Source organism: Rhodococcus jostii RHA1 (genome assembly GCF_000014565.1).
Classification (GTDB): Bacteria; Actinomycetota; Actinomycetes; order Mycobacteriales; family Mycobacteriaceae; genus Rhodococcus_F; species Rhodococcus_F jostii_A.
Window position 1 is genome coordinate 3,824,181 of the sequence record NC_008268.1, and the last position, 23,232, is coordinate 3,847,412.

At 68.3% G+C, this 23,232-nt stretch carries 21 protein-coding genes; 8 read left to right on the forward strand and 13 right to left on the reverse strand.

All coding sequences use genetic code 11. The features are described 5' to 3' along the window. Positions 1 to 32 precede the first annotated feature (32 nt). The 3 genes from RHA1_RS17560 to leuS form a co-directional block, all read right to left on the reverse strand. Entirely contained in the window at positions 33 to 668 is a 636-nt protein-coding gene (locus RHA1_RS17560) for a hypothetical protein (protein WP_016884733.1), read from the reverse strand. Beyond that, positions 665 to 1,282, reverse strand: coding sequence for a hypothetical protein (locus RHA1_RS17565; RefSeq protein ID WP_009476704.1), 618 nt, complete (start codon positions 1,280 to 1,282; stop codon positions 665 to 667). The genes RHA1_RS17560 and RHA1_RS17565 overlap by 4 nt, the downstream gene beginning before the upstream one ends. Before the next feature lie 61 nt (positions 1,283 to 1,343). Continuing rightward, positions 1,344 to 4,181: a leucine--tRNA ligase gene (gene leuS / locus RHA1_RS17570; protein ID WP_011596228.1), complete on the reverse strand. Its 2,838-nt coding sequence runs from the start codon at positions 4,179 to 4,181 to the stop codon at positions 1,344 to 1,346. Between the two features lie 115 nt (positions 4,182 to 4,296). On the opposite strand from leuS, the gene RHA1_RS17575 reads away from it, so the two are divergent. Both RHA1_RS17575 and RHA1_RS17580 read left to right on the forward strand, forming a co-directional pair. After that, on the forward strand, positions 4,297 to 4,698 hold the full coding sequence (locus RHA1_RS17575; protein ID WP_005249154.1) for an SdpI family protein: 402 nt from the start codon (positions 4,297 to 4,299) through the stop codon (positions 4,696 to 4,698). A 22-nt stretch (positions 4,699 to 4,720) separates the two neighbouring features. Next, a complete protein-coding gene (locus RHA1_RS17580) occupies positions 4,721 to 5,692 on the forward strand; it encodes a DUF1648 domain-containing protein (protein ID WP_011596229.1) in 972 nt (323 codons plus the stop codon). 32 nt (positions 5,693 to 5,724) lie between these two features. Here the strand turns inward: RHA1_RS17580 and RHA1_RS17585 are convergent, their stop codons facing one another. After that, positions 5,725 to 6,402 carry a FadR/GntR family transcriptional regulator gene (locus tag RHA1_RS17585; protein WP_011596230.1) on the reverse strand — a complete coding sequence of 226 codons (678 nt, stop codon included), beginning with the start codon at positions 6,400 to 6,402 and terminating at the stop codon, positions 5,725 to 5,727. 68 nt (positions 6,403 to 6,470) lie between these two features. Between RHA1_RS17585 and RHA1_RS17590 the strand changes: the two genes are divergently transcribed. The 3 genes from RHA1_RS17590 to RHA1_RS17600 are packed head-to-tail and all read left to right on the forward strand — an operon-like array spanning position 6,471 to position 9,536. After that, positions 6,471 to 7,754, forward strand: a complete 1,284-nt coding sequence (locus RHA1_RS17590) for an MFS transporter (RefSeq protein ID WP_011596231.1) — start codon at positions 6,471 to 6,473, stop codon at positions 7,752 to 7,754. Then, complete coding sequence (locus tag RHA1_RS17595) at positions 7,751 to 8,743, forward strand: bile acid:sodium symporter family protein (protein WP_011596232.1); 993 nt, start codon at positions 7,751 to 7,753, stop codon at positions 8,741 to 8,743. The genes RHA1_RS17590 and RHA1_RS17595 overlap by 4 nt, the downstream gene beginning before the upstream one ends. 10 nt (positions 8,744 to 8,753) lie before the next feature. Further along, on the forward strand, positions 8,754 to 9,536 hold the full coding sequence (locus RHA1_RS17600) for a Mut7-C RNAse domain-containing protein (protein WP_011596233.1): 783 nt from the start codon (positions 8,754 to 8,756) through the stop codon (positions 9,534 to 9,536). Here RHA1_RS17600 and RHA1_RS49475 read toward each other — a convergent pair. The 3 genes from RHA1_RS49475 to RHA1_RS17615 form a co-directional block, all read right to left on the reverse strand. Beyond that, positions 9,524 to 9,718, reverse strand: coding sequence for a hypothetical protein (locus tag RHA1_RS49475; protein WP_011596234.1), 195 nt, complete (start codon positions 9,716 to 9,718; stop codon positions 9,524 to 9,526). The two genes, RHA1_RS17600 and RHA1_RS49475, sit on opposite strands and share 13 nt — an antisense overlap. A 69-nt stretch (positions 9,719 to 9,787) precedes the next feature. Next, positions 9,788 to 10,393, reverse strand: a complete 606-nt coding sequence (locus RHA1_RS17610; RefSeq protein ID WP_009476712.1) for a YqgE/AlgH family protein — start codon at positions 10,391 to 10,393, stop codon at positions 9,788 to 9,790. 67 nt (positions 10,394 to 10,460) lie between these two features. Continuing rightward, a complete protein-coding gene (locus RHA1_RS17615) occupies positions 10,461 to 11,156 on the reverse strand; it encodes a TetR/AcrR family transcriptional regulator (RefSeq protein ID WP_009476713.1) in 696 nt (231 codons plus the stop codon). A 145-nt stretch (positions 11,157 to 11,301) separates the two neighbouring features. Between RHA1_RS17615 and RHA1_RS17620 the strand changes: the two genes are divergently transcribed. Further along, on the forward strand, positions 11,302 to 12,252 hold the full coding sequence (locus RHA1_RS17620; protein WP_011596235.1) for an NAD-dependent epimerase/dehydratase family protein: 951 nt from the start codon (positions 11,302 to 11,304) through the stop codon (positions 12,250 to 12,252). Continuing rightward, complete coding sequence (locus RHA1_RS17625; RefSeq protein ID WP_009476715.1) at positions 12,253 to 13,551, forward strand: MFS transporter; 1,299 nt, start codon at positions 12,253 to 12,255, stop codon at positions 13,549 to 13,551. 8 nt (positions 13,552 to 13,559) lie between these two features. On the opposite strand, the gene RHA1_RS17630 is transcribed toward RHA1_RS17625, so the two are convergent. After that, positions 13,560 to 13,970 carry a PaaI family thioesterase gene (locus RHA1_RS17630; protein ID WP_009476716.1) on the reverse strand — a complete coding sequence of 137 codons (411 nt, stop codon included), beginning with the start codon at positions 13,968 to 13,970 and terminating at the stop codon, positions 13,560 to 13,562. Between the two features lie 265 nt (positions 13,971 to 14,235). On the opposite strand from RHA1_RS17630, the gene RHA1_RS17635 reads away from it, so the two are divergent. Next, the gene (locus tag RHA1_RS17635; RefSeq protein ID WP_016884727.1) at positions 14,236 to 15,771 is read left to right on the forward strand and encodes a glycoside hydrolase family 183 protein; all 1,536 of its coding nucleotides are present in this window, start codon (positions 14,236 to 14,238) and stop codon (positions 15,769 to 15,771) included. A 21-nt stretch (positions 15,772 to 15,792) separates the two neighbouring features. Here the strand turns inward: RHA1_RS17635 and RHA1_RS17640 are convergent, their stop codons facing one another. The 5 genes from RHA1_RS17640 to RHA1_RS17660 form a co-directional block, all read right to left on the reverse strand. Continuing rightward, complete coding sequence (locus RHA1_RS17640; protein ID WP_011596237.1) at positions 15,793 to 16,872, reverse strand: sulfate/molybdate ABC transporter ATP-binding protein; 1,080 nt, start codon at positions 16,870 to 16,872, stop codon at positions 15,793 to 15,795. Beyond that, positions 16,869 to 17,675, reverse strand: coding sequence for an ABC transporter permease (locus RHA1_RS17645; protein ID WP_011596238.1), 807 nt, complete (start codon positions 17,673 to 17,675; stop codon positions 16,869 to 16,871). The genes RHA1_RS17640 and RHA1_RS17645 overlap by 4 nt, the downstream gene beginning before the upstream one ends. Then, positions 17,672 to 18,481 carry a molybdate ABC transporter substrate-binding protein gene (modA, locus tag RHA1_RS17650; RefSeq protein ID WP_011596239.1) on the reverse strand — a complete coding sequence of 270 codons (810 nt, stop codon included), beginning with the start codon at positions 18,479 to 18,481 and terminating at the stop codon, positions 17,672 to 17,674. Before modA ends, RHA1_RS17645 begins: the two co-directional genes overlap by 4 nt. Next, on the reverse strand, positions 18,478 to 18,882 hold the full coding sequence (locus tag RHA1_RS17655) for a TOBE domain-containing protein (protein WP_009476721.1): 405 nt from the start codon (positions 18,880 to 18,882) through the stop codon (positions 18,478 to 18,480). The genes modA and RHA1_RS17655 overlap by 4 nt, the downstream gene beginning before the upstream one ends. An 85-nt stretch (positions 18,883 to 18,967) precedes the next feature. Next, positions 18,968 to 23,104, reverse strand: coding sequence for a bifunctional nitrate reductase/sulfite reductase flavoprotein subunit alpha (locus RHA1_RS17660; RefSeq protein WP_011596240.1), 4,137 nt, complete (start codon positions 23,102 to 23,104; stop codon positions 18,968 to 18,970). Positions 23,105 to 23,232 lie beyond the last annotated feature (128 nt).

A 23,232-nucleotide genomic window follows, 5' to 3' on the forward strand; every position in this document is an offset into this window, starting at 1 on the left:
ACCACCCGTGAGTACTTGTTAACCGCCGGTGGTTAACAAGTACTCACGGGCGCGCACGCCCAGCGCAGAACCGAATACAGCAGTTGCGTTGCGCCGGGCATGAACCCGGATCCGTGGTGGTACACGGGGTCCATCGTGGTGACGAGCAGCCGCCCCGCGGTAGTGGTCTCGTCGACGAACAGGATCGAACCGTCGCGCTCACCGTGCTCGGTGTGGAGGTCGACCAGGCTCACCGCGCCGCTCGGCGGCTCCAGGACGCCGTGGTAGTGCCAGATCACGGAGCGTTCGGAGAAGTAGTCCCACGCCGGGTGGTCGGGGGAACGCAGACGCAGTCGGTGATCCTCGCCGGTGCGCCACCACCAGAACACGGTCGGGCGGCTGTCCTCGCGGACACCGGGAAGCCAGTCCCCGCAGTGGTTCTCGCCGAAGACGACCACCGTGGCACCGCGACCGAGACAGTCGATGATCGCCGCGGTCCACCGTGTCAGCAGGTCCGGGCGCAGGCGGTCGACGACCACCAGGACGTCCACGTCGCAGAGGTCGCCGAGGTCGCCGGTGCGCACGTGCACCGGGCGGATCCGGTACGGCTCCAGGGCGGGGTCGGCGAGAGTGGCCAGCTGGGCGTGGCTGCCACCGTGCAGGAAGGCGACGGTCGCGGCGCGGGTCATCTCACCTCCAGCCATCGGACGATCTGCGGCCGCAGGTCGGCGGTGCCGCGATCGGCACTCGAGAACTGGAGCAGGTCGTTGCCGCCGTGTACCAGCACCCGGCCGGCGCCGAGCGGGTACTCGTAGTCGATCGGGGCGCGGGTGCGACCGATCGTGTGCACCACCCGCGCGCCGTCCGGCAGGTCCAGATAGCAGCCGCGGCCGTAGAACCCCGCGACGCCGATGCGTTCGAGTTCGGCGAACGCCACCGGTCCGCGGCGCCCCGTGTTGTAGAGAAACGCCTTCGGATCGGTCCCGGCCCACACCGGGTGCTCCGTCACACGCGTCAGCGCCAGGTCCGCGGGGCCGCGGTACTCGAGCTTGCGCCACCGGGTCAGTCCGTCCAGGAAGACGCGCTGCACGTGCCCGTTGACGACGACCCGGCCGCCGCGGACCACGAAAGAGTTCAGGAAGTCCCGCTGCTCGACGAGGAATTCCTGATCGACGTCCCACCTGAGGTAGATACCGGTGACGTCCGCGGTGCACGCGGTCGGCAGGTCGTAGACGTCGACTTCACTGAACCCGTCGACCACCGTCTCGTCGCGGGGAGCCATCACGGCTTTGAGAACGGTCATACGACGATCCTGCCGTGAGTACTTATTAACCGCCCGACGTTAACAAGTACTCACGGGCGCGTCAGCGCACTATGTTGACCATCTTGCCGGGAACGACGATCACCTTGCGGGGATCCTGGCCGTCGAGGAGCGCCACGATCTTGTCGTCGGCCAGCGCGATCTTCTCGATCTCCTCGCGCGGGGCGTCTGCCGCGACGGTCACGCGGCTCCGGACCTTGCCGTTGACCTGGATCGGGTACTCGACGGTGTCTTCCACCAGCCACTTCTCCTCGGCCACCGGGAAGGGGCCGTGGGCCAGGGACTTCTCGTGCCCGAGCCGCGACCACAGCTCCTCCGCGAGGTGCGGGGCCAGCGGTGCCAGCATCAGCACCAGCGGCTCCACCACCGAGCGGGGGGCACCGCCGGGGTACGCCTTGGTGAGGTGGTTGGTGTACTCGATCAGCTTGGCCGCCGCCGTGTTGTCGCGCAGGGCCGTGTAGTCCTCGCTCACACCGGCGATCGCCTTGTTCAGCGCGCGCAGCGTGTCCTCCGCCGGGGCGTCGTCGGTGACGCGCAGTGCACCGGACTCCTCGTCGACCACCACCCGCCACGCGCGCTGCAGGAAGCGCTGCGCACCGACGACGTCCTTGGTCGCCCACGGGCGGGACGTGTCCAGCGGGCCCATCGACATCTCGTACACGCGGAGCGTGTCGGCGCCGTACTCCTCGCAGATCTCGTCCGGCGACACGGAGTTCTTGAGGCTCTTGCCCATCTTCCCGTACTCGCGGTTGACCTCGACGCCCTGGTGGAAGAACTTGCCGTCCTTCTCCTCCACCTCGTCGGCGGGCACGTACACGCCGCGCGCATCGGTGTACGCGTACGCCTGGATGTAGCCCTGGTTGTACAGACGGCGGTACGGCTCGCTCGAGCTGACGTAGCCGAGGTCGAACAGCACCTTGTGCCAGAACCGCGAGTACAGCAGGTGCAGCACCGCATGCTCGACGCCGCCGACGTACAGGTCGACGCCGCCGGGATCGTTGGGTCCGTGGATCTCCGGGCGCGGACCCGTCCAGTACCGCTCGTTCTCCTTGTCGCAGAACACGTCCGGGTTGGTGGGGTCGATGTACCGCAGCTGGTACCAGGAGCTGCCGGCCCACTGCGGCATCACGTTGGTGTCGCGGCGGTACGTCTGCAGCCCGTCGCCGAGGTCGAGTTCGACGTTGACCCAGTCGACGGCCTTCGCCAGCGGGGGAGAGGGCTCCGAGGACGCGTCGTCGGGATCGAACGACACGGGTGCGTAGTCCTCGACCTCCGGGAGTTCGACGGGCAGAGACGATTCCGGCAGGGCGTGCGCGTTGCCCTCGGCGTCGTACACGATCGGGAACGGCTCGCCCCAGTACCGCTGGCGTGCGAACAGCCAGTCGCGCAGCTTGTACTGGATGGTGCCCTTGCCGGTGCCGTCCGCTTCCAGACGCTCGGTGATCGCCTTCTTGGCATCGGCGACACTCATGCCGTTCAGGAAATCGGAGTTCACGATGGTGCCGTCGCCGGTGTACGCGTCCTTGGTGAGGTCGCCGCCGGAGATGACCTCGACGATGTCGAGACCGAATTCGGTCGCGAACTCGTAGTCGCGGTGGTCGTGGCCCGGGACCGCCATGATGGCGCCCGTGCCGTAGCCGGTGAGGACGTAGTCGGCGATGAACACCGGCAACTTGTGCCCGTTGACGGGGTTCACCGCGTAGGTGCCGAGGAAGACGCCCGTCTTCTCCTTGTATTCCTGACGCTCGAGATCCGACTTGGCCGCGATCGACTTCCGGTACGCCGCAACCGCTTCGGCGGGAGTTGCGGCACCACCGGTCCAGCGCGAATCCACACCCCGGGGCCACTCGGCCGCAACGATGTCGTCCACCAGTTCGTGCTCCGGCGCCAGCGTCACGTACGTCGCGCCGAACAGCGTGTCCGGACGCGTCGTGAACACCTCGATCTCATGACCGTCCGCCTGGAACTTCACCTGCGCACCGTGCGAGCGCCCGATCCAGTTGCGCTGCATGGTCTTGACCTTCTCGGGCCAGTCCAGGTACTCCAGGTCGTCCACCAGACGGTCCGAGTACGCGGTGATGCGCATCATCCACTGCTGCAGGTGCTTACGGAACACGGGGAAGTTGCCGCGGTCGCTGCGACCGTCGGCGGTCACCTCTTCGTTCGCCAGTACCGTGCCCAGACCGGGGCACCAGTTGACCATCGAATCGGAGTGGTAGACGAGGCGATAGGAGTCGAGGACGGCCTCCTTCTCGGACACGGACAGCGACGCCCATTCCCGTCCGTCCTCCAGCGAGCGCGCACCCGACACGAACTCGGCCTCGAGCTCCGAGATCCGCCGGGCCTTGCCCGCCTCCTTGTCGAACCACGCGTCGTGGATCTGCAGGAAGATCCACTGCGTCCAGTGATAGAAGTCGGTGTCGGTGGTCGCGAATGTGCGGCGTTCGTCGTGGCCGAGCCCGAGGCGGCGCAGCTGCCGCTTCATGTTGACGATGTTGGCCTCGGTGGTGGTCCGCGGGTGCGTGCCCGTCTGCACCGCGTACTGCTCGGCAGGCAGACCGAACGCGTCGTAGCCGAGGGTGTGCAGCACGTTGTGGCCCTGCATGCGGTGATAGCGGGCGAACACGTCGGTGGCGATGTAGCCGAGCGGGTGGCCCACGTGCAGACCCGTGCCCGACGGGTACGGAAACATGTCCTGCACGAACAACTTGTCCGCGGGAACGTCGCCGGCGAGGGGACCGACCGGGTTGGGCGCGTTGAACGTGCCCTCCTCGCTCCACCGGTCCTGCCAGCGCTGCTCGATCTGGCCGGCGAGCTCCGCGGTGTAGCGGTGCTGCGGGGTCGCGTCGGACGGGTTGGCGGGCTGCACGTGCTCGGTCACTGTGGTCGCTATCTACTTGGCTGACATTCTGAATTAGGGGGATACCGTCAACCAGGGTAGAGCCTCACCCCACCCGGGCTCACCTGCGCGTCCGGGTCCGCCGTATCCTGGTCTCGTGTTGATTGCCTCCGTCGTGCTGTTCGTGCTCGCCGTCGCTGTCTCCGGTGTCGCCGTTGCAGGCCTCGCCGAGCGCCTCCCGCGCAACCGGTGGGCGGGTGTCCGCACCCCCGAGACGATGCGCGACGATCAGACGTTTGCGCTGGCCAACAAGGTCGCAGGGCCCACCCTGCTCGCCGCGGCCGGGCTCCTCGTGATCGGCGGAATCGCCGGAATCCTGATCGGCGGAGTCTTCGGAATCGGTGCCGTCCTGGTCAGCGTTGTGGCTGCCGCTCTCACCGCGGCGACGGGCGGATCACTCGGTGCCCGTGCCGCCGCGGCGGTGCCCGCTGCCGACACCGGCGGGTGCGGCAGTTCCTGCGGTGCGTGCTCGCTGAAGGGCGCCTGCCAGCCGTCCTGACCGGCTGCCGACGGCCCGTCCGGTGAAGTCCTCGCGCGTCGTCGACCCCGCAGGCGCAGTTTTCGGTCTCCTGCTGCCGGTCCTCGCCGCCCTGTTCGGGGTCGTCCTCACGAAGATCTGGGAACCGCGGCTGCCCGCGGAGATCGCAACCCACTGGACCACCACCTCGCCCGACGGCTTCGCCACCCCGATGTCGAGCGCTTGGACCTTTGCCCTGGTGACGGTCCTGTTCGGTGGCGGATGTGCCGCGATCGCCGCACTGGCCCAGGCGATGCTGATGATGCGCCGCACGATGCTCGTCGTCGGACTGTCCGTGGTCGGCCTGATCCTGACGGTGCAGGTGGTGCTGCTCTACGTCCAACTCGACATCACCGACGCCGCTCATACCCAACTGCCGTTGTGGTCGCTCGGCCTCGGCGTCGTGATCGGCGCGGTCGTCGGCCTGCTCGGCGCCGCCCTGCTGCGCGACTACCGGCCCCGGGTGTCCGCCACAAGTCCCCCCGACCCCCGGTTGCCGCGCGCCGACGACCCGGCGACGGTCGCGGACACGGTCGGTTTCGGCACCGTCGGCTCGCTGGTGCTGCTCCTGCTGCTCGGTGTCGCGCCCGCTGTCGCCGTCTGTCTGCTCGTCGACGGGTGGTGGCCGCTCGCGGTGTTCGTTCCGGTCGGGCTGCTGGTGGTGAGCCTGCTCCGCTTCCGGGTGATCGTCGATCCGTCCGGCATCCGGGTGGTGAACATGGGCATGACCGCATTGCAGTACGGCGTCGACGAGATCGAGGGCGCCCGCGTCGACGTGATCAAGCCGTTCGACGACTTCGGAGGCTGGGGACTCAAGGTGAAGGGCCGGCGGAACTACGGCGTCGTGACGAGGAGCGGTCCCGCCGTGATCGTCACGACGGCGTGCGGCGACCGGCTGACCGTCACCAGTGCACGGGCCGAGGACATGGCCGGGGCGCTCAACACGTTCGCCGACAGGCGGCTCCGCCACCCGTGAGTGGCCCGGGAGTGCAGGGACTCGCTAACCACTCACGGGCGGGAGGCCTGGTGCACCGCGTCGAGCACGCGGTCGAGGTAGCCGAGGGCGGCCCGGACCGCGGCGTCCGCGTCGCGGGCGGCGATCGCGTCGATGACGGCGCGATGGTCGTCGGTGGTCAGCGACGGGGGGTGGACGCCCTCGGTGAAGTCGTAGGTGGCGCGGGTGGGTTCGAGGATCCCCGCGAACAGGTCGGACAGCACCGGATTGTGCGCGGCCTCCACGACCCCGAGGTGAAATGCGAGGTCGGCGTCCGCGAACCGGGACGGCTGATCCGTCGTTCGCTGCCGCTCTTCCAGTAGCGCGGACAGGGACCGCAGGTCTTCGTCGGTGCGGCGACCGCACGCCAGCCGGACGGCCTCCGTCTCGAGGGCCCGCCGGACCTCGAAGACGTTCAGCATCTCGGCGACCGCGACCTGTCGCCCGAGCAGCCCGCCGATGTCGGTGCGGGCCCGCACGAACGTCCCGGACCCGCGCCGGATCTCGAGGATGCCCGTCGACGTCAGGGTCTTGATGGCCTCGCGCACGGTGTTGCGCCCGACCCCGAGCAGCGTCATCAACTCGGGTTCCGTCGGGATGCGCTCGCCCACCGTCCAGTCGCCCTGGGCGATCTGGCCACGCATCCAGTCCAGGGACTGCTGATACGCGGATTCGCGCCGAACCACTGCCATGTACTCATCCTCACACCTCGCCGGCTCGCGACTCCCGACCGGCCCGCCTAAACTACGTAGGACGTCCCATGTATTCGGACAGCCCGAGGAGGCGACCCCACACGTCCACGTCAACCGCTCACGCCGACACCGTCCCCACCTCCACCGTCCGCACCACCAGCCGCCACTTCCACGGCCTGAACTACCTCCTCGTCGTGCTGCTCCTCGGCGCCAACATCCCCACGGCGCTGTACTCGCTCTACCGCCACGAGTTCGGATTCACCCCTCTGGTCCAGACGCTGATCTTCGCCGTCTACGTCGCCGGACTGCTTCCCTCGTTGCTGTTCTTCGGCCCGCTGTCCGACGCACTCGGACGCCGTTTCGTGTTGCTGGCCGCCATCTCCTTCAGCCTGCTGGGCGCACTGGTCCTCGCGTTCGCCGACTCGACCATCTGGCTGTTCTTCGGCCGAATCGCCCAGGGCATCGCCGTCGGTGCGTGTTCGGCCGCCGGATCCGCCGCCCTCATCGAGCACGAACCGGCCCGTAACCTCCGCCGCGCGGGTCTCGCCGCCACCCTCACCACCGCACTCGGTGCGTCGCTGGGCCCGCTGTTCGGCGGGGCCGTCGCGCAGTACCTTCCGCACGCCCTCGTCCTGCCGTACGTGCTGTTCGCGCTGACACTGCTGCCTGCACTGATCATGGTGCTGCTGCTCCCCGCACCCACCGGCGGGCAGTCCCGCCCCACCCAGCTGTTCCAGGTCCCGCACGTCCCCGCACCCATCCGTCAGGTGTTCTGGCTGTCCTCCCTCGGAGTCGCACTGGCGTGGGGTGCCGTCGGCCTGTTCCAGTCGGTGGTCCCGACGTGGATCATCGGCCTGCTCGGCGTGAGCAACCTCGTGGTCGCCGGCGGTGCCGCCGCACTGGTCATGATCTGCTCGGTGACCGCACAACTCGTGGCCAACCGATTCGGAACCGTGCTCTGCCGAACCCTGGGCATCGGCGCCGTCGGCGCAGGCATGATCGGGTTGCTCGTCGTCGACTTCGTGCCGTCCCTCGTCCTGCTGTGCGTCGTGACCGTCATCGTCGGTGTGGGGCACGGACTCTCGTTCGCCGGAGCGATGCGCGCGGTGGGTGCCGCCGCCGCGGAGCACGCCCCCGACGCCCAGGGCGGGACGCTCGCCGCGTTCTTCACCGTCGGCTACGTCGGTCTCGCCGTGCCGTCCATCTGCGCGGGCATCGCCATCACCGTCCAGGGCATGCACGTCGCCATCATCGAACTCGCGATCATCGGCGCCGTCCTGTGCGGCGTCCTCGCGGTGCTGAGCGTCCGCACGAAGGGTCGTGACCACGCCGTTCTACCCTTGACGCAGTGAAATTTCTCAGCCGGTTCCACCTCGACGGGTTCGTCCTCGGCATCGTCGCCGTGGCGATCCTGGGGACCGTCTTCCCCGTGTCGGGGACCGGTCAGACGGTGCTCGACTGGGCCACCCGGATCGCGATCGGCGTCCTGTTCCTGCTGTACGGCACGCGGCTGTCGCCGCAGGAGGCGCTGAAGGGGCTGAAACACTGGCGGCTGCATTCCGTCGTGTTCGCCGCGACGTTCGTGCTCTTCCCGCTGATCGGGCTCGCGCTGCGCATCCTCGTGCCGGGGGTGCTCAGCGAGGACCTGTACACGGGCATCCTGTACCTGTGCCTGGTTCCGTCGACGGTGCAGTCGTCGATCGCGTTCACGTCCATCGCCAAGGGCAACGTGGCGGGGGCGATCGTGAGCGCGTCGTTCTCCAATCTCATCGGTGTGTTCGTGACACCGGCGCTGGTGATCCTGCTGATGAACACCACCGGTGACGCCCACGTCGACTTCTCGTCGATCCTCGACATCGTGCTACAGCTTCTCCTGCCGTTCTTCGTCGGCCAGCTGATCCGGCCGTTCGTCATCGACTGGTTGCAGAAGTACTCCGAACCCACCCGGATCGTGGATCGCGGCTCGATCTTCCTCGTGGTCTTCTCCGCGTTCAGCGCGAGCATGACCGAGGGAATCTGGCACACGGTGACGGTGTGGCAGGTGATTGGTGTCGTGCTGGTGTGCTTCGTCATCCTCGCTGTCGTACTCGCCGTCACGGCAGTGGCCGGTCGGAAGTTGGGATTCTCCGTCCCCGACCGGATCGTCATCGTCTTCTGCGGATCGAAGAAGAGCCTCGCGACCGGTCTGCCGATGGCCTCGGTCCTGTTCGCGGGACATCCGGTGGGGCTGATAGTGCTGCCGCTGATGATCTTCCACCAGATCCAGCTCATCGTCTGCGCCGCGCTCGCGCAGAAGTATTCGAGGCGCAGCCGCGAGGAGTCGGCCAGTACTGTGGCATGAGGGATGTGAAATGCCGATGCCCGAGCCACTTCGTCACTGCGAGTTCCGCTTCTACGAGGAGCTGAACGACTTTCTGCCGCCGCTGCGGCGCAAGCGCACGTTCGAGCACGAATTCGATGGCACCCCGTCGGTGAAGGACCGGATCGAGGCGCTGGGCGTCCCGCACACCGAGGTGGATCTGATCCTCGTCGACGAGGTGTCGGTCGATTTCGCGCACCTGCTGCGCGGCGGCGAACGGGTCGCGGTGTACCCGATGTTCGAGCGACTCGAGGTGACCGGAGTCACGAAACTGCGTCCCCGACCGCTGCGGGACCCGACGTTCGTGCTCGACGTGCATCTCGGCCGACTCGCCCGCTACCTCCGCCTGCTGGGATTCGACACCCGCTACCGCAACGACTTCGCCGACCCGGAACTGGTGAACATCTCCCTGTCCGAGCATCGCATCGTCCTGACCCGGGACACGGGCCTACTCAAGAGGTCGGCGCTCACCCACGGCGCGTTCCTGCACGAAACCGACCCACGCCGGCAGTTGCGGGAAGTGCTGGACCGCTTCGACCTTCGGTCGCGGATCTCACCGTTCACGCGGTGCGCGCGCTGCAACGGCCTTCTCGCGCCGGTTCCCCGTGCCGAAGCGCTCGCCGAGGCGCCACCGGGCGTCGCGGGTAATGAACACGAGTTCAGTCGATGCCGCGACTGTGCGCAGCTGTACTGGCCGGGCAGCCATCTTCCGAAGCTGCGCCGACGCCTGTCGGAGGTCGGGGTGACGCTCGAGGTGGATTCTCAGGATGCGTGACGCAGCTGCTCGGCGAACTCCGCCGAGCACACGCAGTCGCCGAATTCGTCGCAGTCGATGATCAGTGCGTGCCGGTCCGCGGACAACTCGACGCACGACTCGTCCGTGCACTCTGCTCCGTAGAGCGCGTGCACGATCAATGTTCCGTGACAGGTGTCGATCACGTGTGCTGTCCTCCTCACTTCTCGTTCCCCACCTCTGTTGATACCACCCGTCCCCGACAGTCCGGGGACGTGCGCGGGGTGTGTCGGCTAGTTGCGCTCGACGTCGATCGGGTGAGTGGCGAGCAGGGCGAGGGGGAGCGGCTGCCTGCGCAGCACCTGCGCCCACACGTCGACCCGGGCGGGAGCGACCACGTCCGACGCGAGCGCGGAGATCACGATCCAGTCGTCGCGCTGGAGTTCGGAGTCGAGCTGGCCGTACGTCCAGCCGGAGTAGCCGGCGAAGATCCGGACACCCTCCACCAGCGGGGCGATGACCTCGGGGTCGGAGTCGAGATCCACCATCACCACACGGCCGTGGACCCGGCGCAGACCCGCGACACCGTCGGCCTGCGCACCGGTGCGCAGCGTCGCCAGGCACAGTGCGGCGTCCCGTTTGACGGGGCCGCCGACGTACAGCGCGGACGGGCGCGCGGCGAGCGGCGCCCACTGTGGCAGCACGTCGTGCACCGCGGTTTCGCTGGGACGGTTGATGACCACGCCGAGGCTGCCGGCGTCGTTGTGCTCGATCACATAGATCACGGTGCGACGGAATGCGGGTTCGACGAGATCTGTGGACGAGACCAACAGGCTGCCGGGCCGGACCACCGGTTCCGTCGACGCCGTTCGATCTTCGGGTTCTTCTGCGTGCGCCACCTGAACATCATCCCACCGCGGCGGACGCGATGTGACGGAGGACGCGACCTGCGTCCGGTTCGCCGCTTTACGCCCCGGACAGCCCCGCCGTCTCGGCCAGAACCGCGAGGTGGTGCTCGTACAGTGCCCCCGGTGTGGTGAACGTGTCGGCGCCGTACTGCCCGAACACCTCGAAGTTCACCGCCCCGAACAGAGCCGACCAGACCAGCACGCCGCGGGCGAGCAGATGGTCGGGGGTGGTGAGTCCGAGTTCGGAGCGGATGCGGTCGAGGTCTGCCGCGAGCTCGTCGTCGATGGGCGCGGCGGCGGCCGCCTCGAGCTTGCCCGCCCGGAACGCGTTGTCGAAGATCCCGACGAGGGCGTAGATCACCCGCGTGCCCGGCGTCGTGGTCTGCTCGCCGGGCGCGTGGTAGCCGGGAACCGGGCTGCCGAACAGCAATCCGTAGCGGGCGGGCTCGTGGAGCGCCCATTCGCGCACCGCCCGGCCGAGTGCCAGGAACTGTTCCCGCGGTTCGGCGGCGGACGCGACGGCTGCCTCCGCGGCGTCGCCGAGTTCGTTGTATCCGTCGACGACGAGCAGCGTCAGCAGTTCGTCGCGGCTCTTGACGTACCGGTAGACGGCGGAGGACACGACGCCGAGGTCCCGCGCGACGGCGCGCAGCGACAGGGCCGCGGCACCGACCGCGGCCAGCTGTTCGCGTCCGATCCTCGTGATGTCCTGCAACGTCTGCTCGCGGGCGCGCTCCCGTGGTGTTCCTGGCATGGGGTCCAGCGTGGCAATTTCAGAGAGCGGTGTCAACAAACGAGAGCAGTGCTCTTGACAATGAGGTCGAGGGGGAGCATTCTCGAATGAGACAGAGAGCAGTGCTCTCGAATCGCCGAAATCAACTCACACAGCAGGAGCGGACATGTCGAACATCGAGATCGTCACCGGAGCAGGACCCGTCGGCTGGACCGTCGCCCTGCAGCTCGCCGAACAGGGGCGCCAGGTGCGGGTCCTCACACGGTCGGGCAGCGGCCCGGACCATCCTCTGATCGAGCGGCGGAAGGTCGACGTCTCCGACGCCGACGCGTTGGGTGAGGCGTTCGACGGAGCCGTCGCCGTCTACCACTGCATCCACGCCGCCTACAACGCCGACGCATGGGAGCGCGAACTCCCCGCCGCCGAGCAGACCGTGCTCGAGGCCGCAGGCCGCGTCGGCGCCGTCGTCGTGTTCCCCGAAAGCCTCTACTCCTACGACACGTCGCACCAGCCGATGACCGAGCACACGCCGCGGCCGGCCGACTCCGGCAAACGCGGCATCCGGACCCGGCTTCTGAAAGCCCGCGCCGAGTCCTCGACCCTCACCGTGAGCGTCGTCGCGTCCGACTTCTTCGGACCGCAGGTGCTGAACGCGCACGCCGGAGAGCGCATGGTGCCCGTCGTCCTCGCGGGCAAGACGATGCGCGTCCTCGGTTCCGCCGACCTGCCCCACTCGTTCACGTACGTTCCCGACTTGGCGGCCGCGATGATCGCCGCCGCCCACGACCCCGCGCTGTGGAACTCGGTGCTGCACGCACCGACCGTCCCGGCCGTCACCCAACGGCAGATGGTCGAGGCCTACGCGAAGGCCGCCGGGGTTCCCGCCCCGAAGGTGCGCACCCTGCCCGGCTGGGTGATCCGCGGCGGCGGGCTCGTGCACCAGGGGAGCCGCGAGCTGGCCGAGATGCTGTACCAGTTCGAGGAGCCGTTCGTGATGGACTCGTCCGAGAGCGAGGCCCGGCTCGGACTGGCCCCGACCCCGCTGGACCGCGCCGCCGAGGAGACCGTCCAGTGGTGGCAGGACAGGCGGTCGCGGCCGCCGGATAGGGTCCTGTGAATGGCGAAACAGCTCGGCGACCGGCGCGAGGCGTGGCGCAGAACGGCGTACACCCTCCGGCGGTCGCCCGGGCTGGCCCGCCTCGCGACGGTGCGATTCGCCAGTCAGCTGGGCGACGGCATGTTCCAGACGGCACTCGGCGGCGCGATTCTGTTCAACCCGGAGCGCGCAACGGATCCCGTCACGATTGCCGCCGGTTTCGCGGTACTACTGCTCCCGTACTCGGTGATCGGACCGTACGCGGGCGCGCTCCTCGACCGCTGGGATCGCCGCGCCGTGCTGCTGTGGGCGAATGTTCTGCGCGGACTGCTGATTCTGCTGACCGCCGTGTTGCTGGAGACGGGGACCGGTGAGTCCGCGCTCCTCCTCCTGGCGCTCGCCGCCATCGGAGTGAGCCGTTTCGTTCTCGCGGGAGTCTCGGCGGCGCTGCCGCGAGTGGTGCACCGGTCCTGGCTCGTGGCCACCAATTCGGTGCTCGCCACCGCCGGCTCCGTCGTCGCCGCACTCGGAGCAGCGACGTCCGTCGCCATCATCTCCCTCGTGGGCGCCGGCGATCGCGGCTCGGGAATCGCCGTCGCGACAGCCGCCTGCGGTTCCGCGGTGGCCGCATTCGCGGCGTCGCGCTTCCACCATCGGCTGCTCGGCCCGCACGCCGACGAGAAACCCGAATACGGGGCGGTCCGCGCCGTCGCCGCCGGACTGCGCAACGGGGCGGTCGCCGTGTGGCAGTCACCGGGCGTCACAACGGCGATGATCGGAATAGGCACGCACCGGATCGTTTTCGGTGTCAACACGTTGATCATGGTCCTGGTACTCCGGGACACCGCCACCGTCAGCGCCCTGCCGGGCGGTCTGGCCGGGTTCGGCGTCGCCGTCGGCGCCACCGCCGCGGGCATGCTGCTGGCGGCGATCTCGACACCGTTCCTGATTCCGCGCGTCGGACGGTCGCGCACCATCGTCGGCGGCCTGATCCTCGCCCTCGTCGTGCAGTGCACGCTCGTCGCGACGCTCACGCAGGCTTCGCTGCTGTGCGGTGCGCTCCTCCTCGGATTCGCCGGGCAGTCCATCAAACTCACCGGTGACGCGGCGATGCAGATCGAGATCGAGGACGACCGCCGCGGACAGGTGTTCGCCCTGCAGGACACGGTGTTCAACGTGGCCTTCATCGCGTCGATCGCCGCGGCCTCCCTGGTGATCGCCCCCGACGGCCGGTCACTCGGGCTGGTGTTGGCGGGTGGCGCGGTCTACGGACTCGGACTGCTCGGCGTCCTGTTCAACTCCCGACGCGAACCCGCCTGAGAACCGCCCTATTTCGACCCCGGCATCGGCACGTTCTGTAGCCGCACCTGACCGCGGGCCACCTCCTTGCCGGTGTCGGTCGCGGTGATCACCACCGACCACAACTGCTGCACCCGGCCCTGCTGGATGGGCACCGCGACCACATCGACCCGCCCCTCGGTGCGGGCCCGCAGGAAGTCGGTACCGTTGTGCACACCCACCGCGAACTCACCACGGTCGGCGACGGCAGTGCTCGCACCGATACTCGCGGCCGATTCGACCGCCGTCGTGTAGACGCCGCCGTGCACGACTCCCCACGGTGTGTGGTGGTCGGCGGACAGGTCGATGTGGCCGACGACCTTCGTCCCCGACACCTCGTCGAGTTCCAGGCCGGCAGCGGCGACGAAGGCGCTCGCCGCCTCCCGGGTCAGATCGGTCATGATGCGTTCTCCTCGTCGAACACTCGGTTAGTTTGAAATCCCAACCCACTGTGCCCGGCTTCGGCACCGACGTCAATGGTCCCGGTAGTACCGGGCGATGACATTCTCCTGTGTGACAGTGAGACCGCACTGTGACCGGACGGGCCGGGCTCGTGCGCTGAGGATGCCGTCGCCGGGTGTTATCTTCAACCCGAACGTGCAGGTCGGTCCACTAGTACTCCGACCACCGATCTGGAGGGGTCCCGTGGTCGAGAAGTCATGGTCTGTGGCCGGAGTGCCGCTGTGCGTCGCCGCCGTGGTGGCCGCGACGATCGGCTTCACCGCCGCCCCCGCCGCGGCCGAGACCACTCCGTGGCTGCCGGTGAACGCGTGCGGCGAGACCGGGTTCAACCCGGCCAAGGAACCGCCGAGTCCGGGCGGCGGTCCACTGCTTCCGCCCATTCCCCCGACCGTGAGCATCCCGATCCCGTACCCCGACTTCGTGCCGGTGCCGGTCCCCGGACCGACCGCCGACCAGACGCGTGTCGCCCAGGACCTTCCCGCCGACCCGTGCGCGGACCCGTGCCCCGACCTCACCGATCCGGTCGACGAACCGGAGACCGAGCCCGGGTCCTCCGGCTCTGCAGGCTCTTCCGGTTCCGCGGGGTCGTCGGGTTCGTCCGGCTCGAGTGCGCTGCCGATCCCGAAGATCTCGATCGATCCGCGTCCCGAGACCATTCCCATCCCCGTTCCCGGCGGCCCCGGACCCGAGCCGCAGCCGGCGCCTCCCGTCGAGATCAACCCCGCCGAACGTGGTTCCCTCACCGCACCCGTGGCGAAGCCGGAGGTCGGCGACGTCCAATTGGTGTCGCAGCTGACGGGCCGTGGTTCGGAGAACCGCACGGACAAACGCTGGCAGGTCGACGGCACCGACCTCGGCATCACCTGGGAGACGAAACCCGGTGAGGTCGCGGTCGCGTTCGGGGACACGTTCGGCAAGGACTGGGCTCCACCCGGCGCGTTCGGCGAGGACTGGCGGAGCAACGTTCTCGGCCACAGCACCGACACCGACCTGTCCGACGGCATGACCATCGACAGCATGGTCCAGGACAGCCGGTGCCATGCCGCCGAGATCATCGACAGCAGGCACATCAACAACTTCGAGACCACCACCATCCCCACGTCGGGGTTCGCGATCGGTGACCGTCAGTACCTCAGCTACATGTCGGTGAAGCGCTGGAGCATGGTCCCCGGCATGTGGTACACGAACTACGGCGGCATCGCGTACTCCGACGACAACGGGCAGACCTGGACCAAGGACCAGCATGCCAAGTGGGACAACATCTTCGGCGCCCGATTCCAGGTGTCCGCGATGGTGCCGCAGGGCGACTACGTGTACATGTTCGGCACCCCCAACGGGCGGATCGGCACCATCGGCCTGGCCCGGGTGCCGGTCGATCAGGTCCTCAACACCACGTCGTACCAGTACTGGTCGGACGGCACGTGGACCCCGGTGTCCCAGCACCTCGCCACCCCCATCGTCGGTGGAGTGGCCAGCGAACTGTCTGTCCGCTACGACGCGACCGCGGGCACCTGGCTGATGAGCTACCTCGAGCCCGTCGGCGGCTCGATCATCCTGCGGCAGTCGTCGAGCCCGCAGGGTGTGTGGTCGGACGGCGCGACGCTCGTCGACACGGCCGACTACCCGATGGCATACGGCGGCTTCATGCATCCGTGGTCGACGGACAAGGATCTGTATTTCACGATCTCGGAGTGGGACAGCTACAACGTCTACCTGATGCACGCGTCCCTGCACCCGTGAGTACTTGTTAACCGCCCGCGGTTAACAAGTACGCACGGCATGGAGGGCGACCTCGGTGGCCTTGACGACGAAGAACACGTCCAACCCCGGAACCAGATCGAGTTCCGCGACGGACGCCGCCGTCACGTCGGCGCTGAGCTCGAACCGGCCTCCGGCTTCGGCGGCGCGCACCCGGACCGTCGGCCCTCGCACCTCGATCTCCGAGATGGACACCCGGAAGACGTTGCGCGGACTGCCTTCCGGGGAGCGCCGGTGGACGGCCACCGAATGGGGAGCGAACACCGCGACCGCAGGCGCACCCGGCACGAAATCGGCGTCGGGCAGGCCGTGCAGCCGAACACCGGTCTCGGTCTCGAAGCCGTCCTGCGCCCCGAACACGGGAACGAGGTTGAGCCCGGCGATTCGCGCGGCGAACGCACTGCGGGGGCGGGTCAGCACGTCTCGTACCGAACCGAATTCGACCACCTCACCGCCCTCGACGACGATCACCCGGTCGGCCAGCGCCAGCGCGTCGAGGATGTCGTGGGTGACCACGACCGCGGTCCGGTTGCCTTCCCGCAGCACCCGTCGGAGCAGGACGCGCAGGGCGGGCGCCGCGGCCACGTCGAGTGCTGCCATGGGTTCGTCGAGCAGGAGGGCCTGAGGCTCGGCCGCGAGGGCCCGCGCCACCGCGACCCGCTGCGCCTGCCCCCCGGACAGCTCGTGCGGACGGCGGTCGGCGAACTGCGTCGCATTCACTGCGTCCAGCCATTTCTCGGCGATCGCCCGCGCCTCCCGCCGTCCCCGGCCGGCACTGCGCGGGGCGAATGCCACGTTGGCGGCCACCGTCAGATGCGGGAACAACAGCGCCTGCTGCGCGAGCAGCGCAATTCCGCGCCGGTGCGGGGGCACGGCGACGCCGCGGGTGGTGTCGGTGAGCACGCGACCGTTCAGTTCGACCCGTCCGAAGTCGGGGCGCACCAGGCCTGCGACCACGGACAGTGCCGTCGACTTGCCGGCACCGTTCGGCCCGAGCACAGCCAGCACCTCGCCCTCGCCGAGGTCGAACCCCACGTCGACGCCACGCGCATCCACCCGCGCCGTGGCGCTCAGGCCGGTCATACTGCAGCCCTCGACGCCCAGCCCCGCGAACCCACCACGATGAGCACCGCGACAACGACCAGCACCAGCGACAACGCCACGGCCGCATCGGCATCGGTCTCACGCTGCAGGTAGATCTCGAGCGGCAGGGTTCGCGTGACGCCCTGCAGACTGCCCGCGAACGTCAGTGTTGCCCCGAACTCGCCGAGCGCCCGCGCGAACGACAACACCGCCCCGGACACCAGCCCGGGCAGCACCAGCGGCAGCGTCACCCGCCGGAAGACGGTGGTCGGGCTCGCACCGAGCGTCGCGGCGGCGTGCTCGTACCGGCTGCCCGCGGTCCGGAGCGAGCCCTCGAGGCTCACCACCAGGAACGGCAGCGCGACGAACGTCTGCGCGAGCACCACGGCGGTGGTGGTGAACGCGATGTGGATCCCCGCGACCTCGAGGTGCTGCCCGATCAGGCCCTTCCGGCCGAACGTGTACAGCAGGGCGATGCCCCCGACCACCGGTGGAAGCACCAGCGGCAGGAGCACCAGCGACCGCAGTACGTGCAGTCCGCGAAAACTGCTGCGCGACAGCACGGCCGCCATCGGGACACCCAGCAGGACGCACAGCACGGTGCTCAGGGCGGCGGTCCGCAGGCTCAGTTCCAGCGCTGCGAGCGAGGATTCGGACGTGACCAGGTGGAAGAACCGCGACCAGTCGACGCTCGCCAGCATCGCGAACAGTGGCAGGACGACGAACAGTCCGCCCAGTGCCGCCGGAACGAAGATCCAGCCCGGAAGCCCGGACGGGACTCTGACGCGCGCCGCCCGGATCACGGCTGGGCGAACCCTGCCCTCGCCAGCACTGCCTGACCGTCGGGTCCCGTGACGAGGTCGACGAAGCCCTGCGCTGCGTCCGGTGTCTTCGAAGCGGACAGCGTCGCAATGCGATAGGTGTTCACAGCCTGCGCGGCCTCGGGGAACGCCACGGCCGTCACCTTGTCGCCCGCGCTCGCCGCGTCGGTGACGTACACCAGTCCGGCGTCGGCCTGGCCGGCCGTCACCTTGTTCAGCACGTCGGTGACCGACGACTCCTCGCTGACCGGGTTGAGGTCGACACCCGACGCGGTCTCGACCTTCTGCGTCGCGGAACCGCACGGAACCTGCGGGGCACACGTGACCACCAGCGTCCCCTCACGGTTCAGATCCGCGAAAGACGTGATCCCCTTGGGGTTTCCGGGTGCCGTCACGATGGTCAGGGTGTTGGTGGCGAAATCGACGGGACTGCCCTCGACGAGCCCGGCGTCGACCACCTTCGTCATGTTGTCGGTGTCGGCGGACGCGAACACGTCGGCCGAGGCGCCCTGGTCGAGTTGAGCGGCGAGGTCGGAGGATCCCGCGAAGCTGAACTCCACGTGCGATCCGGGGTTCGCGGTCTCGTACATCTGGCCGAGTTCCGTGAACGTGCCCTTCAGCGACGCGGCGGCGAACACCGTGATGTCGCCAACCGGCGCGGACGCGGACGCCGGCTCGGCCGGACCCGAGGCTCCGCTGTCGTCGTTCGAACCGCAACCGGTGAGAAGACCGAGACCGAGCGCGGCCGCGGCAGCCCCCGTCGTGGCCCGGCGCCAGGACATTCTCATGAAATTCCTCCAGGTGTTTCGACGATCACCGTGGTCGACTTGACGACGGCGACCGCGACCTTGCCGGGCTCGAGCCCGAGATCGCGGACGGCTTCGCTGCTCATCAGGGAGACGACGCGAAAAGGCCCGCACTGCATCTCGACCTGGGCCATCACCTTGTCCATCACCACCGCGGTCACGATTCCGGTGAATCGGTTACGCGCCGAGGACTCCGATCCGAGCAGATCGGGGGACTTCGACGCGTTGGCGCGCGCGAACTCGGCGAGCGCCGGGCCGTCGACGACCTTGCGGCCCGACTCGTCCTTCTCCGCCGCGAGGCTGCCGTTGTCGATCCACCGCCGGACCGTGTCGTCGCTGACGCCGAGCAGTTCTGCTGCCTGTCGTATCCGGATACCCGTCATCCGAGAATTGTCCGCGCATGCGTCATACCGACATCCTATGTCGGCAAATACGGACCGATCAAGTGTGTATTTCCGCAGATGCGGATCAGTACACGTCGCGCACGTAGCGCTTGTCGGTCGCGAGCTGCTTCATGTACAGCTCGGTGTCCTCTTCGTCCAGGCGCCCATGGGTGCGAACGACTTCACGGACGGTCTCGTCGACGTCCTTCGCCATGCGGCTGGCGTCGCCGCAGACGTACAGCGAGGCACCCTCCTGCATCCAGCCCCACAGCTTGGCGCCGTGCTCGCGAATGCGGTCCTGCACATAGATCTTCTGCCGCTGGTCCCGGGAGAAGGCCGCATCGAGGTGGGTGAGAAATCCGTCGCGGTGCATAGCTTCCATCTCCTCGCGGTAGTAGAAGTCGGTAGCCTCGTGCTGCTCACCGAAGAACATCCAGTTCTTGCCCGTGTGACCCAATTCCCGGCGTTCGTGCAGGAATCCGCGGAACGGAGCGATGCCGGTACCGGGACCGACCATGATCATCGGTGCATCGGCGGCCTGCGGGGGACGGAAGTGCGCCGACTTCTGCACGAAGATCGGCACGTCGGCCTCGTCGCAGTGATCGGCGAGGAACGTCGAGCAGACCCCGGCGCGGTTCTTGCCCTCGTGGTTGTAGCGCACCGCGGAGACGGTCAGCTGCACCTCACCCGGATCGACCTTGGGGCTCGACGAGATCGAGTACAACCGCGGCTGCAGGCGCTTGAGGACGCTCAGCCACTCGTCCGCGTCGGCGTCGACCCCGTACTCCGCCAGCACGTCCATCGACTGCCGCCCCCACAGCCACTGCTGGAGCGCGATCTTGTTCTGCGGGCGCAGCAGCCGCGCCAGCTCGGTGTCCTGGGTGCGGCTCTGCACGAACCGCAGCAGCTCGGGGGTCACCTTCGTGATCTCGAGCTTCGTGCGCAGCGCCTCGCGCAGCGTCATCTCCGGCAGGTCCGGCAACTTCACGGGCGTGTCCGGGATCGACCGGGTGACCTTCAGCCACTCGTCGACGACGGCGTCGCTGTTGGTCGGCCAGACACCGAGAGCGTCGCCCGCCTCATAGGTGAACTCCGGATCGCTCACTTCGAAACCGAACTGCCGCACGTCCTTCGACGATCCGGCCGCGCTGAGCGGAATGTTCTTCGTCAACCGCGTGATCAACGGCGTCTTCCGGGTGAACGTCGCCGCCTTCTTCGCTGCGGGCCGGGCAGGTGCGGGTGTGGACGCCACCACGGTCGCACCGTCGGCCGCCGCACGCTCCCGGACCAGCTTCTGGACCTGGGTCAGCCACTGACGTGCCTGCTCCTCGTAGTCGGGTTCGCAGTCGACCCGCTCGGTGAGACGCTTCGCCTCCAGCTGCTCCAGCCGGGCGTCGATCCGCTTGCCGTGCCCGCAGAAGTCGTCGTAGTTGGAATCACCGAAAGCCAGCACGGCGTACCGGGTCTGCGACAACTTCGGGGCCTCGTCGCTGCTGAGCGCGGACCAGAAGCTGCTGCCGTTGTCGGGGGCGTCGCCGTCCCCGAACGTGCTGGTGATGATCAGGAGGTCGCGGACGTCGGCGAGGCCTGCGACGTCGTAGTCGTCCATGCTCGTCAGACGGGTGCCGTGCCCGGCCGCTTCGAGTTGTTCGGCACATTCGGCTGCGAACTCCTCGGCGTTGCCGGTCTGCGACGCCCACACCACCACCACGGGGTGCTGTACCGATTCAGCGTTCGCGTCCGGCACCACGACACTCTGCGGAACGTCGGAACGGGAGAACAGCCCCGCCATGAGACCGTCCAGCCACACTCGCTTGGACCCCGAGATCGGTGCGCTTCGCGGAAGAACCGGAACGCCCTGGATCGCGGTGGACTGCAGCCCCGACAGCAGCCCGGCGAGGTACATGCGTTCGTGCTCGTCGAAAGTGGGGGAGGCGGAGTCGTCCAGGCCCAGGATGCGACTCATCTCCGCGGCGGGCGAACCCTGCGCGAGGGTGAGCGCCCCACCGGTCTCCGGGACCTCCGGCGCCGACACCGGGGCCACCCGGGTCAGGGAGACGGCGCACGCCTTGAACTCCGGCTGGAAGGACGTGGGATCGACGGCGTCATTGGTGACGGCGTTGATGCTGAGGTACTCGCCGAAGGAGTCGTTCCAGTGGAACGGGGCGAAACACCCGCCGGCCAGGACGCGGTCGCTGACGACGGCGGGAAGGACGGCGCGACCGCGCCGCGACGCGACCTCCACCTTGTCGCCGTCGGTGATCGAAAGCTTCTGCGCATCAGCGGGATTGATCTCGACGAACGGGCCGGAGTGCAGCTTGTTGAGCTTGGCCACCTTGCCCGTCTTCGTCATCGTGTGCCACTGGTGCTGCAGGCGACCGGTGTTGAGGACGAAGGGGTAGTCGTCGTCGGGCATCTCGGCGGGCAGCATGTGCGGGCGCGGGAAGAAAGCGGCCTTGCCGGTCGCGGTGGCGAACGCCAGCCGGGGGAGTGAACCGTCGGGAGCCGACAGCAGGTTCTGGCTCACGCCGTCGTTGACGTAGCGGAGGGGGTTGCGGTCGGTGCGGTTGCCGGGCGGGCTCGGCCACTGCACCGGTGTCTCCCGCAGACGGTCGTAGGTGATGCCGCGAAGGTCGTAGCCGGTCCTGGGATTCCAGGTGCGCTTGATCTCCTCGAACACGTCCTCCGAGGAGTCGTAGGTGAACGCGTCCGCGTATCCCATCTCGCAGGCGACACGGGCGATGATCTGCCAGTCGGGCAGTGCCTGACCCGCCGGATCGACGGCCTGCTGCAACAGGGTGAGGTTGCGCTCGGAGTTGATCATCACCGAATCCGACTCCGCCCACAGCGCCCCGGGCAGCAGGATGTCGGCGTAACCGTTGGTCTCGGTGTCGAGGAAGACGTCCTGCGTGATCACGAGCTCGGCGGCCTCGAGGCCCTCGATCACCGTCCGCCGGTTCGCCACGGTGGCAACGGGATTGGTGCAGATGATCCAGCAGGCCTTGATCTCACCCGCCACCATCCGCTCGAACATGTCGACGGTTCCGGTGCCGACCTCCGTGCGGATACTGCCCTCCGGCAGCTCCCACAGATCCTCTATGAACGCCCGGTCGTCGGCGGCGAGCACCGACCGCTGCCCCGGCAGGCCGGGGCCCATGTACCCCATCTCGCGGCCACCCATCGCATTGGGCTGACCGGTGAGGGAGAACGGGCCGCTGCCCGGACGGCAGATCGCACCGGTGGCCAAGTGCAGGTTGCAGATCGCGTTGGTGTTCCACGTGCCGTGCGTGCTCTGGTTCAGCCCCATCGTCCAGCAGCTCATCCAGTTCTCGGCCTCACCGATCCACTGGGCGGCCCGACGGATCTCGGATTCGGGGATGCCGGTGATCTCCGCGACCTTCTCGGGGGTGTACTCCTCGAGGAACTCCGGCATCACCTCCCAGCCCTCGGTGAACTCGGCGATGAACTCGGGGTCGGTGTGCCCGTTCTTCACGAGCAGGTGCAGCAGGCCGTTGAGCAGCGCGAGGTCGGTGCCCGGCGCGATCTGCATGAACAGGTTCGACTTGTCGGCCGTCGCGTTGCGGCGCGGGTCGACCACGATCAGCTTGGCGCCGGCCTTGACGCGGTCCATCATCCGCAGGAACAGGATGGGGTGACAATCCGCCATGTTGGCGCCGATCACGAAGAACACGTCGGCCTTGTCGAAGTCCTGGTACGACCCGGGCGGGCCGTCCGCACCCAACGACTGCTTGTAGCCGGTGCCCGCACTGGCCATGCACAGCCTCGAGTTGGATTCGATCTGGTTGGTGCCCACGAAGCCCTTCGCGAGCTTGGTGATCAGGTACTGCGCCTCGATGGACATCTGACCGGAGACGTAGAAGGACAGGGCGTCCGGTCCGTGCTCGTCGAGTTGTGCCTTCAGCCGGCGCGCGGTCTCGCTGATGGCGGCGCCGACGTCGATCGAGGTGGGTGCCTCCCCGCGCTCGTCGCGGACGTACCCGGTTTCCATCCGGCCACCGGCCACCAGCATCTCGGCGCTCGTCGCCCCCTTGGTGCACAGCCGCCCGAAGTTGGTGGGATGGTCCTTGTCGCCGGACGCCTTGAGTACACGGCGCGCACTGGTCTCGGGATCGATCCCGACCTCGAGCACCATGCCGCAGCCGACACCGCAGTACGAGCAGGCGGTCTTCACGGTGGAAGTCCCGGCTTTCTGCTGCTGCATCGACTTAGCTCCTCACCTGCACGGTCGCAGCCTGTCCACCCGGCTCACGACCTGTATCAATGCTGCCGTGAACCGTGTTTCGTCGGGATTAACCCCCGTGAGCGTTCGGTGACGTCTCTCGCACCCGG